Here is a 14,728-nt window from a genome sequence, read left to right on the forward strand (position 1 = left end):
AAAAACCATGGCAGAGTTGACAATCTCGGCTGCTGATATCGAAGGTGCCATCGAGAACTACGTAACGACGTTCTCGGCCTCGACCGATCGCGAGGAAATCGGCACCGTCGTCGACGCCGGTGACGGCATCGCACACGTCGAGGGTCTGCCCTCGGTTATGACCCAGGAACTGCTCGAGTTCCCCGGCGGCGTTCTGGGCGTGGCCCTGAACCTCGACGAGCACAACGTCGGTGCGGTCATCTTGGGTGGCTTCGAGAAGATCGAAGAGGGCCAGCAGGTCAAGCGCACCGGCGAGGTGCTCTCGGTGCCCGTCGGCGACGAGTTCCTGGGCCGCGTCATCAACCCGCTCGGTGAGCCCATCGACGGCCAGGGCGAGATCAAGGCCGAGACCCGTCGTGCCCTCGAGCTGCAGGCCCCCAGCGTGGTTCAGCGCCAGAGCGTCAGCGAGCCGCTGCAGACCGGTATCAAGGCCATCGACGCCATGACCCCGATCGGCCGCGGCCAGCGCCAGCTCATCATCGGTGACCGCAAGACCGGCAAGACCGCCGTCTGCGTCGACACCATCCTGAACCAGCGCGAGGCCTGGGAGACCGGCGACCCGAAGCAGCAGGTTCGCTGCGTCTACGTCGCCATCGGCCAGAAGGGCACCACCATCGCCAGCGTGAAGCGCGCGCTGGAAGAGGGTGGCGCCATGGAGTACACGACCATCGTCGCGGCTCCCGCCTCTGACCCCGCCGGCTTCAAGTGGCTGGCCCCGTACACCGGCTCGGCCATCGGCCAGCACTGGATGTACAACGGCAAGCACGTCCTGATCGTGTTCGACGACCTGTCCAAGCAGGCCGACGCCTACCGCGCGATCTCGCTGCTGCTGCGTCGCCCGCCGGGCCGCGAAGCCTTCCCGGGTGACGTCTTCTACCTGCACTCGCGTCTGCTGGAGCGTTGCGCGAAGCTGTCCGACGAGCTCGGTGGTGGCTCGATGACGGGTCTGCCGGTCATCGAGACCAAGGCCAACGACATCTCGGCGTTCATCCCGACCAACGTCATCTCGATCACCGACGGCCAGTGCTTCCTGGAGTCCGACCTGTTCAACCAGGGTGTGCGCCCCGCCGTGAACGTCGGTGTGTCGGTGTCCCGCGTCGGTGGTGCCGCCCAGATCAAGGCGATGAAAGAGGTGGCGGGCTCGCTGCGTCTGGACCTGTCGCAGTACCGCGAGCTGGAGGCCTTCGCGGCCTTCGCCTCGGACCTGGACGCCGCTTCGAAGGCCCAGCTGGACCGTGGTGTTCGCCTCGTCGAGCTGCTCAAGCAGCCGCAGTACAGCCCGATGGCTGTCTCGGACCAGGTCGTCGCGATCTTCCTCGGTACCCAGGGCCACCTGGACTCGGTTCCGGCCGAGGACGTCACCCGCTTCGTTGACGAGCTCCTGGAGCACGTCAAGGCCAGCCACGCCGACATCCTCGATGGCATCAAGTCGACCAAGAAGCTGTCCGAAGAGGGCGAGGCCAAGCTGGTCACCGTCATCAACGACTTCAAGAAGGGCTTCGCGGCCACCGACGGTAGCTCGGTCGTCGTGAAGGAGGCCGAGGCTGAGGCCCTGGACCCCGCTGAGCTGGGCCAGGAGTCGGTCAAGGTCAACAAGCCGGCACCGAAGAAGGCCTAGGTAACCAATGGCAGCCACACTGCGCGAGCTACGTGGGCGAATCAAATCCGCTTCGTCGATCAAGAAGATCACGAAGGCACAGGAGCTGATCGCCACGTCGCGGATCGCTAAGGCGCAGGCCCGGGTCGACGCGGCCCGGCCCTACGCCACTGAGATCACCAACATGCTCACCGAGCTTGCGGGCGCCAGCGCGCTGGATCACCCGCTGCTCGTGGAGCGGCAGAACCCGCGTCGTGCCGGGGTCTTGGTGGTGTCGTCGGACCGCGGCCTGTGCGGCGGTTACAACGCCAACGTGCTGCGTCGGGCCGAGGAACTGTTCACGTTGCTGCGCAACGAGGGCAAGGACCCGGTGCTGTATGTCGTCGGCCGAAAGGCCTTGGGCTACTACAGCTTCCGCCAGCGCGCCGTCGCCGACTCCTGGACCGGCTTCTCGGAGCGTCCGGAGTACGTCAACGCCAAGGAAATCGCCGACACCCTGGTGACGGCGTTCATGGCCGGCGCCGACGACGAGGGTGACGGACCGGGAGCCGACGGCATCTTGGGTGTCGACGAACTCCACATCGTCTCGACCGAGTTCAAGTCGATGCTGTCGCAGACCGCCGAGGCCGTGCGGATCGCGCCGCTGGCCGTCGAGTACACGGGGGAGCCGACCGGCATCCACACCCTGTACTCGTTCGAGCCCAGCGCGGACGCGCTGTTCGATGCGCTGCTGCCGCGGTACATCGCGACCCGTGTGTACGCGGCACTGCTTGAGGCCGCGGCCTCGGAGTCGGCTTCGCGTCGACGCGCCATGAAGTCGGCAACGGACAACGCCGACGACCTGATCAAGGCCCTGACCCTCGCCGCGAACCGCGAGCGCCAGGCCCAGATCACCCAGGAAATCAGCGAAATCGTCGGTGGCGCCAACGCGCTGGCCGACGCGAAATAGGCCCCGTAGGAAGCGAAGAGAGAAATGACTTCTGCCGTAGAGACCAAGACCGCTGGTCGCGTGGTTCGCATCACCGGCCCGGTGGTGGACATCGAATTCCCGCGTGGCTCGGTGCCCGAACTGTTCAACGCCCTGCACGCCGACATCACGTTCGGTGCGCTGGCCAAGACCCTGACCCTCGAGGTCGCCCAGCACCTCGGTGACAACCTGGTGCGCTGCATCTCGATGCAGCCGACCGACGGCCTGGTGCGTGGCACCGAGGTTCGCGACACCGGTGCCTCGATCTCGGTGCCCGTCGGCGACGGCGTCAAGGGCCACGTGTTCAACGCCCTGGGTGACTGCCTCGACGAGCCGGGTTACGGCAAGGATTTCGAGCACTGGTCCATCCACCGCAAGCCCCCGGCCTTCGCCGACCTGGAGCCCCGCACCGAGATGCTGGAGACCGGTCTGAAGGTCGTCGACCTGCTCACGCCGTACGTGCGTGGTGGCAAGATCGCCCTGTTCGGTGGTGCCGGTGTCGGTAAGACGGTTCTGATCCAGGAGATGATCAACCGTATTGCCCGCAACTTCGGTGGTACCTCCGTCTTCGCCGGCGTCGGCGAGCGCACCCGTGAGGGTAACGACCTGTGGGTCGAGCTCGCGGACGCCAACGTGCTCAAGGACACCGCCCTTGTGTTCGGCCAGATGGACGAGCCGCCAGGCACCCGTATGCGCGTCGCCCTGTCGGCCCTGACCATGGCCGAGTACTTCCGCGACGAGCAGAACCAGGACGTGCTGCTCTTCATCGACAACATCTTCCGGTTCACCCAGGCCGGTTCCGAGGTCTCGACCCTGCTGGGTCGTATGCCTTCGGCCGTGGGTTACCAGCCGACGCTGGCCGACGAGATGGGTGAGCTCCAGGAGCGCATCACCTCGACCCGTGGTCGTTCGATCACCTCGATGCAGGCCGTGTACGTGCCCGCCGACGACTACACCGACCCGGCCCCGGCCACGACGTTCGCCCACCTGGACGCCACCACCGAGCTTTCTCGTGCGGTGTTCTCCAAGGGCATCTTCCCGGCCGTGGACCCGCTGGCGTCGTCCTCGACGATCCTGCACCCCAGCATCGTCGGCGACGACCACTACCGGGTCGCTCAGGAAGTCATCCGAATCCTGCAGCGCTACAAGGACCTTCAGGACATCATCGCCATCCTCGGTATCGACGAACTGTCGGAAGAGGACAAGGTGCTGGTGTACCGCGCCCGTAAGATCGAGCGCTTCCTGAGCCAGAACATGATGGCCGCCGAGCAGTTCACCGGCCAGCCGGGTTCGACGGTGCCGCTGAAGGAGACCATCGAGGCGTTCGACCGTCTCGCCAAGGGCGACTTCGACCACCTGCCGGAGCAGGCGTTCTTCCTCATCGGTGGTCTCGACGACCTGGCGAAGAAGGCCGAAAGCCTCGGCGCCAAGCTGTGACGACCGTAGTTACCCGAGCACGAGAGGTGGTGTGACATGGCCGAAATGGACGTCGAGATCGTCGCCGTCGAGCGCGCGCTGTGGACAGGTAAGGCCACATTCGTCTTCACTCGCACCACCGCCGGCGAGATCGGCATCCTGCCCCGGCACATCCCGTTGGTCGGCCAGCTGGTCGACGATGCGATGGTCCGGGTCGAGCGTGAGGGCGAGGATGATCTGCGGATCGCGGTGTCCGGTGGGTTCCTCTCGGTGACCGAGGAGACCGTGCGGATTCTGGTCGAAGATGCGGCGCTGGAGTCGGAGATCGATGCGCATGCGGCCAAGGCCGATGCCGCGTCGGACGACGAGGCGACCGCTGCGTGGGGCCGGGCGCGTCTGCGCGCCGTAGGCCAGCTCGACTGATACCCCGATGAGCGCGTCCATGTTGATGATGGTCGCGCTCGTCGGCGTGTTGGTGCTGGCTGTTGCCGCGCTGAGTTATCGGCTGTGGAAGTTGCGTCAGGTTGGCGGTACCGCCGCCATCCTGCGCGACTACCCAGCTGCCGGCGGCCACGGGTGGCGGCATGGAGTCATGCGCTACCGCGGTGGTGAGGCCGGCTTTTATCGTTTGTCGAGCCTGCGCTGGTGGCCTGACCGGACGCTGTCCCGTCGCGGCCTGGAAGTCGTCGGGCGCCGCGCCCCACGGGGCGACGAATTCGACATCATGACCATCGAAACGGTCATTCTCGAGCTGCGCGACAACAGTCCCGAACGACGCAGCGGTTACGAAATCGCTTTGGACCGTGGCGCTTTGACGGCCTTCACGTCGTGGCTCGAGGCCCGGCCGTCGCCGCGGTCCCGTCGCCGCGCGGTCTGAATCACGACCCCGCCGCGGTGTCCCCGTTGCCGCGTCCCGCGGCGGGCTGCCACAACACATCACCGTCCGGGTTCGCGACCCGGGACAGGATGAACAGCAGATCCGACAGCCGATTCAGGTATTTGGCCGGCAGGACGCTGACCGCATCGCCGTGTTCATCGATCGCCTGCCAGGCCGCTCGCTCCGCGCGCCGGACCACGGTGCGGGCGACGTGCAGGTACGCCGACAGCGGAGTGCCGCCGGGCAGGATGAACGACGTGAGCTTCGACAGCGGCTCGTTGAACTCGTCACACCAGGCTTCCAGCCGGTCGATGTACGGCTGCGTGATCCGCAGCGGCGGGTATTCCGGATTCTCGACCACGGGCGTTGACAGATCGGCGCCGGCATCGAACAGATCGTTCTGAATTTGCAGCAGTACCAAGCGAATTCGTGCGTCGGGTGCGCCCGCGGCGACAGCGACGCCGATGGCGGCGTTGGCTTCGTCACAGTCCGCATACGCCGCCAGGCGCGCGTCGTTCTTCGACACTCGGCTGAAATCGCTGAGTCCGGTCGACCCATCGTCACCGGTCCGGGTATAGATGCGGGTCAGGTGCACGGCCATGGTCAAACCGTACTCGCGGTGACCCGTTCGTTGTCTGACACCGGCCCTCGCCGCTGTTTACACTTAGCCGCGTGAGCGAGCGTTTCGTGGTGGCTGGGGGTAGCCGGCTGTCCGGCGAAGTTGCCGTGGGGGGCGCGAAGAACAGCGTGCTCAAGCTCATGGCCGCGGCATTGTTGGCCGAGGGCACCACCACGATCACCAACTGCCCGGACATCCTGGATGTGCCGTTGATGGCGGAGGTGCTCCGCGGACTAGGTGCCACCGTCGAGCTCGAAGGCGATGTTGCCCGCATCACCTCACCGGACGAGCCCAAGTACGACGCGGATTTCGCCGCGGTCCGGCAGTTCCGCGCTTCGGTGTGTGTGCTCGGTCCGTTGGTGGGGCGCTGCAAGAAGGCGAAAGTTGCGCTGCCCGGTGGCGATGCGATCGGGTCGCGGCCGCTGGACATGCACCAATCCGGTCTGCGGCAACTGGGCGCCCGATGCAATATCGAGCACGGTTGCGTGGTCGCGGAAGCGGACCACCTGCGCGGGGCAGAGATCCAGCTCGAATTCCCGTCCGTTGGTGCGACCGAGAACATCTTGATGGCGGCCGTGCTCGCCGAGGGCGTGACGGTCATCCACAACGCGGCGCGCGAACCCGACATCGTCGATATCTGCGACATGTTGAACCAGATGGGTGCCAAGGTCAGCGGGGGAGGGACCTCGACCCTGACCATCACCGGCGTGGACAAGCTGCATCCGACGGAGCACCGCGTGATCGGTGACCGGATTGTGGCTGCGACCTGGGGAATTGCCGCGGCGATGACGCGGGGCGATGTCGCCGTCACGGGGGTGGACCCGCAACACCTGCAGCTCGTGCTGCACAAACTTCACGATGCCGGCGCGACCGTGACGCAGCACGACAACGGTTTCCGCGTGGTGCAGTACGAACGGCCGAAGGCGGTCAATGTCGCGACGTTGCCGTATCCGGGGTTCCCGACCGACCTGCAACCGATGGCCATCGGTTTGGCTTGCATCGCCGAGGGCACATCGATGATCACCGAGAACGTGTTCGAAGCCCGGTTCCGGTTCGTCGAGGAGATGATCCGCCTGGGCGCCGACGCCCGGACCGACGGACATCACGCGGTGGTTCGCGGAATTCCGCAGTTGTCGAGTGCGCCGGTGTGGGCATCGGATATTCGTGCGGGCGCCGGCCTGGTGTTGGCGGGATTGGTCGCGGATGGCGATACCGAGGTTCACGACGTTTTCCACATCGACCGGGGGTACCCGTTGTTCGTGGAGAACCTCGTAAGTCTGGGCGCGGAGGTCGAACGGGTCAGTTGACGGCGGTTGGCGTGTCGCGCTGAGCGTTCCGACGGACTGCTCTGCGACGCGTTTTCGGCCAAAAACCGCCCGTATGCAGCCGTTTTGTAAAATCAAGATCGGCCCGCTAATGTATTCCAAGTCAGCAGCGAGCGGGGCCAAAAAAGCCCAGAGCAAGAGCTTGACAGCCCGACCAAGAGATAGTAGGTTGGTGGGGTTGCCCGAAAACGGCGTGTTGTTTGAGAACTCAATAGTGTGTTTGGTGGTTTTTGTTTGTTGTTTTTTGACTGCACTCCGTGTTTTCCCGTTTGTGGGGTGTGGTTGTTTTTTTGATGCCAGTTTGTTTGGTGTCTTTTGTTTGTGATCGGATTTTTCTGATTCGAATTCTGCCTGTCTTTGGATGGGACGTTTTTGTTTGGAGAGTTTGATCCTGGCTCAGGACGAACGCTGGCGGCGTGCTTAACACATGCAAGTCGAACGGAAAGGCCCTTCGGGGTACTCGAGTGGCGAACGGGTGAGTAACACGTGGGTGATCTGCCCTGCACTTTGGGATAAGCCTGGGAAACTGGGTCTAATACCGAATATGACCACGCTCTTCATGGGGTGTGGTGGAAAGCTTTTGCGGTGTGGGATGGGCCCGCGGCCTATCAGCTTGTTGGTGGGGTAATGGCCTACCAAGGCGACGACGGGTAGCCGGCCTGAGAGGGTGACCGGCCACACTGGGACTGAGATACGGCCCAGACTCCTACGGGAGGCAGCAGTGGGGAATATTGCACAATGGGCGCAAGCCTGATGCAGCGACGCCGCGTGAGGGATGACGGCCTTCGGGTTGTAAACCTCTTTCAATAGGGACGAAGCGCGAGTGACGGTACCTATAGAAGAAGCACCGGCCAACTACGTGCCAGCAGCCGCGGTAATACGTAGGGTGCGAGCGTTGTCCGGAATTACTGGGCGTAAAGAGCTCGTAGGTGGTTTGTCGCGTTGTCCGTGAAAACTCACAGCTTAACTGTGGGCGTGCGGGCGATACGGGCAGACTAGAGTACTGCAGGGGAGACTGGAATTCCTGGTGTAGCGGTGGAATGCGCAGATATCAGGAGGAACACCGGTGGCGAAGGCGGGTCTCTGGGCAGTAACTGACGCTGAGGAGCGAAAGCGTGGGGAGCGAACAGGATTAGATACCCTGGTAGTCCACGCCGTAAACGGTGGGTACTAGGTGTGGGTTCCTTCCTTGGGATCCGTGCCGTAGCTAACGCATTAAGTACCCCGCCTGGGGAGTACGGCCGCAAGGCTAAAACTCAAAGGAATTGACGGGGGCCCGCACAAGCGGCGGAGCATGTGGATTAATTCGATGCAACGCGAAGAACCTTACCTGGGTTTGACATGCACAGGACGCCGGCAGAGATGTCGGTTCCCTTGTGGCCTGTGTGCAGGTGGTGCATGGCTGTCGTCAGCTCGTGTCGTGAGATGTTGGGTTAAGTCCCGCAACGAGCGCAACCCCTATCTTATGTTGCCAGCGCGTTATGGCGGGGACTCGTAAGAGACTGCCGGGGTCAACTCGGAGGAAGGTGGGGATGACGTCAAGTCATCATGCCCCTTATGTCCAGGGCTTCACACATGCTACAATGGCCGGTACAAAGGGCTGCGAATCCGTGAGGTGGAGCGAATCCCTTGAAAGCCGGTCTCAGTTCGGATCGGGGTCTGCAACTCGACCCCGTGAAGTTGGAGTCGCTAGTAATCGCAGATCAGCAACGCTGCGGTGAATACGTTCCCGGGCCTTGTACACACCGCCCGTCACGTCATGAAAGTCGGTAACACCCGAAGCCGGTGGCCTAACCCTTGTGGAGGGAGCCGTCGAAGGTGGGATCGGCGATTGGGACGAAGTCGTAACAAGGTAGCCGTACCGGAAGGTGCGGCTGGATCACCTCCTTTCTAAGGAGCACCATTTACATGCCCTTCGGGGTTTCCCCCATCCCCGTACAAATTGCGGGAATTGGTGGTTGGGATTGTCGCCGGCGCCTGTAGTGGGCTTGTCCGGCGGGTGCATATGACAACGAACGCTGATCAGCTGGGATGACACGTTGATCGAAGAAATTGCCAGACACACTGTTGGGTCCTGAGACAACAGGCCCGTTCGCTTCTGCCCTGGTGGGTGGGAGACACCGTCCCGTTGGGGGTGGTGGGGGTTGTTGTTGCCTCACCGGTTTTGGTGGTGGGGTGTGGTGTTTGACTTGTGGATAGTGGTTGCGAGCATCTAATGCACGCAGAATGATGCGCCTGGAGGCTTCGGTTTCCGGGTTGTGTGTTCTGGGTGTGTTGATGTGCAATTTTGATTCTTGTTTTCAATTGGTTTTTTGTGTCGTAAGTGTTTAAGGGCGCATGGTGGATGCCTTGGCATCAGAGGCCGATGAAGGACGTAGGAGGCTGCGATATGCCTCGGGGAGCTGCCAACCGAGCGTTGATCCGAGGATGTCCGAATGGGGAAACCCAGCACGAGTTATGTCGTGTTACCCACGCCTGAATATATAGGGTGTGGGAGGTAACGCGGGGAAGTGAAACATCTCAGTACCCGTAGGAAGAGAAAACAATTGTGATTCCGTGAGTAGTGGCGAGCGAAAGCGGATGAGGCTAAACCGTATGCATGTGATACCGGGTAGGGGTTGTGTGTGCGGGGTTGTGGGACCTATCTTTCCAGTTCTATCCGGCTGGAGGGCAGTAAGAAAATGTCGTGGTTAACGGAAGTGGCTTGGGATGGCCTGCCGTAGAGGGTGAGAGTCCCGTACGTGAAAACCCGATGTCTGCCTTGATGGTGTTCCCGAGTAGCAGCGGGCCCGTGAAATCTGCTGTGAATCTGCCGAGACCACTCGGTAAGCCTAAATACCTTCTGATGACCGATAGCGGATTAGTACCGTGAGGGAATGGTGAAAAGTACCCCGGGAGGGGAGTGAAATAGTACCTGAAACCGTGTGCCTACAATCCGTCAGAGCCCTCCTTCGTGGTGGGGTGATGGCGTGCCTTTTGAAGAATGAGCCTGCGAGTCAGGGACATGTCGCGAGGTTAACCCGTGGGGGGTAGCCGTAGCGAAAGCGAGTCTGAATAGGGCGTATCCCGTAAGGGTGTAGTGGCGTGTTCTGGACCCGAAGCGGAGTGATCTACCCATGGCCAGGGTGAAGCGCGGGTAAGACCGCGTGGAGGCCCGAACCCACTTAGGTTGAAGACTGAGGGGATGAGCTGTGGGTAGGGGTGAAAGGCCAATCAAACTCCGTGATAGCTGGTTCTCCCCGAAATGCATTTAGGTGCAGCGTTGCGTGTTTCTTGCCGGAGGTAGAGCTACTGGATGGCCGATGGGCCTCACCAGGTTACTGACGTCAGCCAAACTCCGAATGCCGGTAAGACAAAAGCGTGGCAGTGAGACGGCGGGGGATAAGCTCCGTGCGTCGAGAGGGAAACAGCCCAGATCGCCGACTAAGGCCCCTAAGCGTGTGCTAAGTGGAAAAGGATGTGCAGTCGCGAAGACAACCAGGAGGTTGGCTTAGAAGCAGCCACCCTTGAAAGAGTGCGTAATAGCTCACTGGTCAAGTGATTGTGCGCCGATAATGTAGCGGGGCTCAAGCACACCGCCGAAGTCGCGGCATCCGCAAGGATGGGTAGGGGAGCGTCCTGCATCCAGTGAAGCAGCCTAGTGATGGAGCTGTGGAGGGTGTGGGAGTGAGAATGCAGGCATGAGTAGCGAATAGGCAAGTGAGAACCTTGCCCGCCGAAAGACCAAGGGTTCCTGGGGCAGGCCAGTCCGCCCAGGGTGAGTCGGGACCTAAGGCGAGGCCGACAGGCGTAGTCGATGGACAACGGGTTGATATTCCCGTACCCGTGTGTGTGCGTCCGTGATGAATCCATTGTGCTAACCATCCAAATGGCACGTGATGATCCTTTCGGGGATCACGTGTTGCCGGCTGCGTGGGACCCTGGTGGGTAGTAGTCAAGCGATGGGGTGACGCAGGAAGGTAGCCGTACCGGTCAGTGGTAATACCGGGGTAAGCCTGTAGGACGAACGATAGGCAAATCCGTCGTTCATATGTCTGAGAGGTGATGCATAGCCGAGTGAGGCGAATTCGGTGATCCTATGCTGCCAAGAAAAGCCTCTAGCGAGTGCACACATGGCCCGTACCCCAAACCAACACAGGTGGTCAGGTAGAGAATACTAAGGCGTACGAGTTAACTATGGTTAAGGAACTCGGCAAAATGCCCCCGTAACTTCGGGAGAAGGGGGACCTCCATACCGTCAAGGCCTTCGCGGCCGGCAGCGGGAGGGGGTGGCACAAACCAGTGAGAAGCGACTGTTTACTAAAAACACAGGTCCGTGCGAAGTCGCAAGACGATGTATACGGACTGACGCCTGCCCGGTGCTGGAAGGTTAAGAGGACCTGTTAACTCCTTCGGGGGTGAAGCGGAGAATTTAAGCCCCAGTAAACGGCGGTGGTAACTATAACCATCCTAAGGTAGCGAAATTCCTTGTCGGGTAAGTTCCGACCTGCACGAATGGCGTAACGACTTCTCAACTGTCTCAACCATAGACTCGGCGAAATTGCACTACGAGTAAAGATGCTCGTTACGCGCGGCAGGACGAAAAGACCCCGGGACCTTCACTACAACTTGGTATTGGAGTTCGGTACGGTTTGTGTAGGATAGGTGGGAGACTGTGAAGCGCACACGCCAGTGTGTGTGGAGTCGTTGTTGAAATACCACTCTGATCGTATTGGGCTTCTAACTTCGGACCGTATATCCGGTCCAGGGACAGTGCCTGGTGGGTAGTTTAACTGGGGCGGTTGCCTCCTAAAATGTAACGGAGGCGCCCAAAGGTTCCCTCAACCTGGACGGCAATCAGGTGTTGAGTGTAAGTGCACAAGGGAGCTTGACTGCGAGACCTACAAGTCGAGCAGGGACGAAAGTCGGGACTAGTGATCCGGCACCCCCGAGTGGAAGGGGTGTCGCTCAACGGATAAAAGGTACCCCGGGGATAACAGGCTGATCTTCCCCAAGAGTCCATATCGACGGGATGGTTTGGCACCTCGATGTCGGCTCGTCGCATCCTGGGGCTGGAGCAGGTCCCAAGGGTTGGGCTGTTCGCCCATTAAAGCGGCACGCGAGCTGGGTTTAGAACGTCGTGAGACAGTTCGGTCTCTATCCGCCGCGCGCGTCAGAAACTTGAGGAAACCTGTCCCTAGTACGAGAGGACCGGGACGGACGAACCTCTGGTCTACCAGTTGTCCCACCAGGGGCACCGCTGGATAGCTACGTTCGGACAGGATAACCGCTGAAAGCATCTAAGCGGGAAACCTCTTCCAAGACCAGGTTTCTCACCCTTTTAGAGGGATAAGGCCCCCCGCAGACCACGGGATCGATAGGCCAGACCTGCACATCTAGCAATAGATTCAGGGAACTGGTACTAACCGGCCGAAAACTTACACACACCAAAAAAGAACCAGTGTGTAAACCAAGAACATTCGCACATCAATGCGCGCAACCACAATCCACACAACAGTCGAACAGACCACACCCCACCACCAAATAACACCCCAAAAGGGTGTTACAAGGAACCGGTGGAGGCGTAATTAAATAGAGTTACGGCGGCAACAGCGGCAGGGAAACGCCCGGTCCCATCCCGAACCCGGAAGCTAAGCCTGCCAGCGCCGATGATACTGCCCTGCACGGGCGGAAAAGTAGGACACCGCCGAACACAAATTGACCTCAGCCCCCGATGAAAATCGGGGGCTGAGGCATTTTGCATTTGTGCCACTTTTATCGGGCGCCGCGCAATCAATTCCGCGGCGCCGGCCGACTAATCGAACAGCGTCGGCTCTTCGGCTCCTGAACGACTCTTCTCCAGATCGAGCAACAGTCTCTTGCGGTTCAGCCCACCGCCGTAACCGGTGAGGCTGCCATTGGCGCCGATCACTCGGTGACACGGCACGATGATGCCGACCGGATTGTGGCCATTCGCCAATCCGACGGCCCGTGATGCTCCCGGCGATCCGAGTTGCAACGCGATTTCGCCGTACGAACGCGTTTCGCCGTAGGGAATGGTCAACAGTGCGCCCCACACGCGTCGCTGGAATTCGGTGCCGACGAGATCGAGTTCCAGGTCGAACTCCTGGAGTTCGCCGGCGAAGTAGGCGCTGAGTTGGTCGACGGCATCCGGAAATGCGGTCTCGTCGGGCTCCCAGCCGTCATGGCTGGGCTCATAGGTCTGATCGTCCATCCGTAGATGCCGGATCCGGCCATCGCGACCGGCGATCGTGATGGTTCCGACCGGACTCTCCATGGTCCGGGTCTGCAAGGTGGCCGTCATGCCTGCTCCTGTTGTGGTGATTGCGGAGGATTGCTGGTCAGCGGCGGCCACTGGTTGACCGCATGATCCAGAGAGGTCCACAGGTGTTGGGTCGCGTAGGCGCGCCATGGGCGCCAGTGCGCACTGTGCTCGATCAGCCGGCGTGGATTGTCCGGCAGCCCAGCTTGTTTGGCCGCGGCCTGGACCCCGAGGTCGCTGGCGGGAAAGGCGTCGGGATCTCCGAGCCCTCGCATCGCGATCACCTCAGCTGTCCACGGCCCGATCCCCGGCAGTTCGGCCAGCTGTGTCCTGGCTTGTAACCAGTCCGACCCGGCGTCGAGCTCGAGGGTGCCGACGGCGAGGGCGTCGATCAGCGCGACCAGGGTCCGTCGGCGTGACTCGGGGAAGGCGAGGCGGCTCGGGTCGATCTCGGCCAGCTGCGCCACGGACGGGAAGACGTGGGTCAAGGTCCCCACCGGGTCGTTGATGGTCGTGCCGTAGGCCTGTGCCAGCCGACGGGTGTGCGTCGCTGCCGCCTTCATGGACACCTGCTGGCCGATCACCACCCGCAGTGCCAACTCGTTCTCGTCGACCGTGCGGGGAATGCGCTGTCCCGGCGCCTTGGCGACGATGGGCGCCAGGTGCTCGTCGGTGTTGAGGATGTCGATGACGGCCTCGGGGTCGGCGTCGAGGTCGAGGAGTCGTCGGCACCGGGCGATGGCAGTGGCCAGGTCGCGGAAGTCATCGAGGATCAGCGTGCATTGGACGTGATCGACGCGGGGCGACAGTCCCACGATGCCGCTGCCGTTGGGGAGCCGGAGGGTGCGCCGGAACACGCCGTCGTGCACCTCTTCGACGCCGGGCACCGCGCCGGCCGCCAGGTGGCCGAACACCCCTTCGTAGGCGAAGGGCGTCCGCACCGGCAAGCGAACGGAAAGCGTTCCCGTGCCTTGGGTTTCGTTGGGTGCGAAGCGGGCCTGTGCGCGTTGGCGGAGGTCGGTGGGCGTCAGCGCGCACACTTCGCGAATGGTGTCGTTGAACTGGCGGATGCTGGAGAAGCCTGCCGCGAACGCGACGTCGCCGAAGGGCAGTTTCGTGGTCTCGATGAGCACCCGCGCGGTCTGGCTGCGTTGGGCTCGGGCGAGGGCCAGGGGATTCGCGCCCACCTCTGCTTGGAGCAGTCGCTCGAGCTGCCGGGTGGTGTAGCCGAGCCTGGCGGCCAGTCCGGTGACGCCCTCCCGATCGACGGTGCCGTCGGCGATCAGGCGCATGGCGCGAGCGACCACGTCGGTGCGGATGTTCCATTCCGGTGACCCCGGCGACGCGTCGGGCCGGCAGCGCTTGCACGCCCGGAAGCCCGCCCCCTGCGCTGCGGCGGCGGTTGGGTAGAAGCGCACGTTACGCGCGAACGGAGGCCGCACTGGGCAACTGGGACGGCAGTAGATGCCGGTGGTGAGGACGGCCGTGACGAACCAACCGTCGAACCGGGCGTCCTTGGATTGGACTGCCCGATAGCAGCGGTCGAAGTCGTCGTACATGCCTTCGACAATGGCATGCGGCAGACCCGAGTACTAGCGGAAAATCGACATCAACGTGCCTGGCGAG

9 protein-coding genes and 3 rRNA genes are annotated in these 14,728 nt (G+C 62.1%); 9 read left to right on the plus strand and 3 right to left on the minus strand.

Annotated features, from left to right (window positions below; genetic code table 11):
• The first annotated feature begins 7 nt into the window (after positions 1-7).
• Genes atpA through ACWW1C_RS06620 form a run of 5 tightly spaced genes read left to right on the plus strand, consistent with a single transcriptional unit; the run spans position 8 to position 4,896 of the window.
• Positions 8-1,657 carry a F0F1 ATP synthase subunit alpha gene (atpA, locus tag ACWW1C_RS06600; RefSeq protein WP_455982691.1) on the plus strand — a complete coding sequence of 550 codons (1,650 nt, stop codon included), beginning with the start codon at positions 8-10 and terminating at the stop codon, positions 1,655-1,657.
• A gap of 7 nt (positions 1,658-1,664) precedes the next feature.
• On the plus strand, positions 1,665-2,585 hold the full coding sequence (locus ACWW1C_RS06605) for a F0F1 ATP synthase subunit gamma (RefSeq protein WP_455982692.1): 921 nt from the start codon (positions 1,665-1,667) through the stop codon (positions 2,583-2,585).
• 24 nt (positions 2,586-2,609) lie between these two features.
• Positions 2,610-4,040, plus strand: a complete 1,431-nt coding sequence (atpD, locus tag ACWW1C_RS06610; protein WP_455982693.1) for a F0F1 ATP synthase subunit beta — start codon at positions 2,610-2,612, stop codon at positions 4,038-4,040.
• A 36-nt stretch (positions 4,041-4,076) separates the two neighbouring features.
• Complete coding sequence (locus ACWW1C_RS06615; RefSeq protein ID WP_064857757.1) at positions 4,077-4,442, plus strand: F0F1 ATP synthase subunit epsilon; 366 nt, start codon at positions 4,077-4,079, stop codon at positions 4,440-4,442.
• 7 nt (positions 4,443-4,449) lie between these two features.
• Complete coding sequence (locus tag ACWW1C_RS06620) at positions 4,450-4,896, plus strand: DUF2550 domain-containing protein (protein WP_043397045.1); 447 nt, start codon at positions 4,450-4,452, stop codon at positions 4,894-4,896.
• Position 4,897: 1 nt separating this feature from the next.
• Here ACWW1C_RS06620 and ACWW1C_RS06625 read toward each other — a convergent pair whose 3' ends face one another.
• Positions 4,898-5,497: a cob(I)yrinic acid a,c-diamide adenosyltransferase gene (locus ACWW1C_RS06625; protein ID WP_455982694.1), complete on the minus strand. Its 600-nt coding sequence runs from the start codon at positions 5,495-5,497 to the stop codon at positions 4,898-4,900.
• 71 nt (positions 5,498-5,568) lie between these two features.
• Here ACWW1C_RS06625 and murA point away from each other — a divergent pair, with 71 nt between their 5' ends.
• The 4 genes from murA to rrf all read left to right on the plus strand — a co-directional run bounded on the left by murA (position 5,569) and on the right by rrf (position 12,532).
• Positions 5,569-6,822: a UDP-N-acetylglucosamine 1-carboxyvinyltransferase gene (murA, locus tag ACWW1C_RS06630; RefSeq protein ID WP_455982695.1), complete on the plus strand. Its 1,254-nt coding sequence runs from the start codon at positions 5,569-5,571 to the stop codon at positions 6,820-6,822.
• Positions 6,823-7,213: 391 nt separating this feature from the next.
• Positions 7,214-8,730, plus strand: a 16S ribosomal RNA gene (locus tag ACWW1C_RS06635).
• A 427-nt stretch (positions 8,731-9,157) separates the two neighbouring features.
• A 23S ribosomal RNA gene (locus tag ACWW1C_RS06640) occupies positions 9,158-12,265 on the plus strand.
• A gap of 153 nt (positions 12,266-12,418) precedes the next feature.
• A 5S ribosomal RNA gene (rrf, locus tag ACWW1C_RS06645) occupies positions 12,419-12,532 on the plus strand.
• The 16S, 23S and 5S rRNA genes sit together here, the layout of an rRNA operon.
• Positions 12,533-12,634: 102 nt before the next feature.
• Here rrf and ACWW1C_RS06650 read toward each other — a convergent pair.
• Positions 12,635-13,144, minus strand: a complete 510-nt coding sequence (locus ACWW1C_RS06650) for a methylated-DNA--[protein]-cysteine S-methyltransferase (protein WP_455982696.1) — start codon at positions 13,142-13,144, stop codon at positions 12,635-12,637.
• A complete protein-coding gene (locus ACWW1C_RS06655) occupies positions 13,141-14,661 on the minus strand; it encodes a DNA-3-methyladenine glycosylase 2 family protein (RefSeq protein WP_455982697.1) in 1,521 nt (506 codons plus the stop codon). The genes ACWW1C_RS06650 and ACWW1C_RS06655 overlap by 4 nt, the downstream gene beginning before the upstream one ends.
• Positions 14,662-14,728 lie beyond the last annotated feature (67 nt).

The organism is Mycobacterium sp. HM-7, assembly GCF_053852335.1.

Bases quoted from the DNA above. Each gene is read 5' to 3' on its own strand.
- atpD (WP_455982693.1), top strand. From the start codon at position 2,610: ATGACTTCTGCCGTAGAGACCAAGACCGCTGGTCGCGTGGTTCGCATC.
- ACWW1C_RS06605 (WP_455982692.1), top strand. From the start codon at position 1,665: ATGGCAGCCACACTGCGCGAGCTACGTGGGCGAATCAAATCCGCTTCG.
- ACWW1C_RS06650 (WP_455982696.1), bottom strand. From the start codon at position 13,144: ATGACGGCCACCTTGCAGACCCGGACCATGGAGAGTCCGGTCGGAACC.
- ACWW1C_RS06620 (WP_043397045.1), top strand. From the start codon at position 4,450: ATGAGCGCGTCCATGTTGATGATGGTCGCGCTCGTCGGCGTGTTGGTG.
- atpA (WP_455982691.1), top strand. From the start codon at position 8: ATGGCAGAGTTGACAATCTCGGCTGCTGATATCGAAGGTGCCATCGAG.
- ACWW1C_RS06625 (WP_455982694.1), bottom strand. From the start codon at position 5,497: ATGGCCGTGCACCTGACCCGCATCTATACCCGGACCGGTGACGATGGG.
- ACWW1C_RS06655 (WP_455982697.1), bottom strand. From the start codon at position 14,661: ATGTACGACGACTTCGACCGCTGCTATCGGGCAGTCCAATCCAAGGAC.
- ACWW1C_RS06615 (WP_064857757.1), top strand. From the start codon at position 4,077: ATGGCCGAAATGGACGTCGAGATCGTCGCCGTCGAGCGCGCGCTGTGG.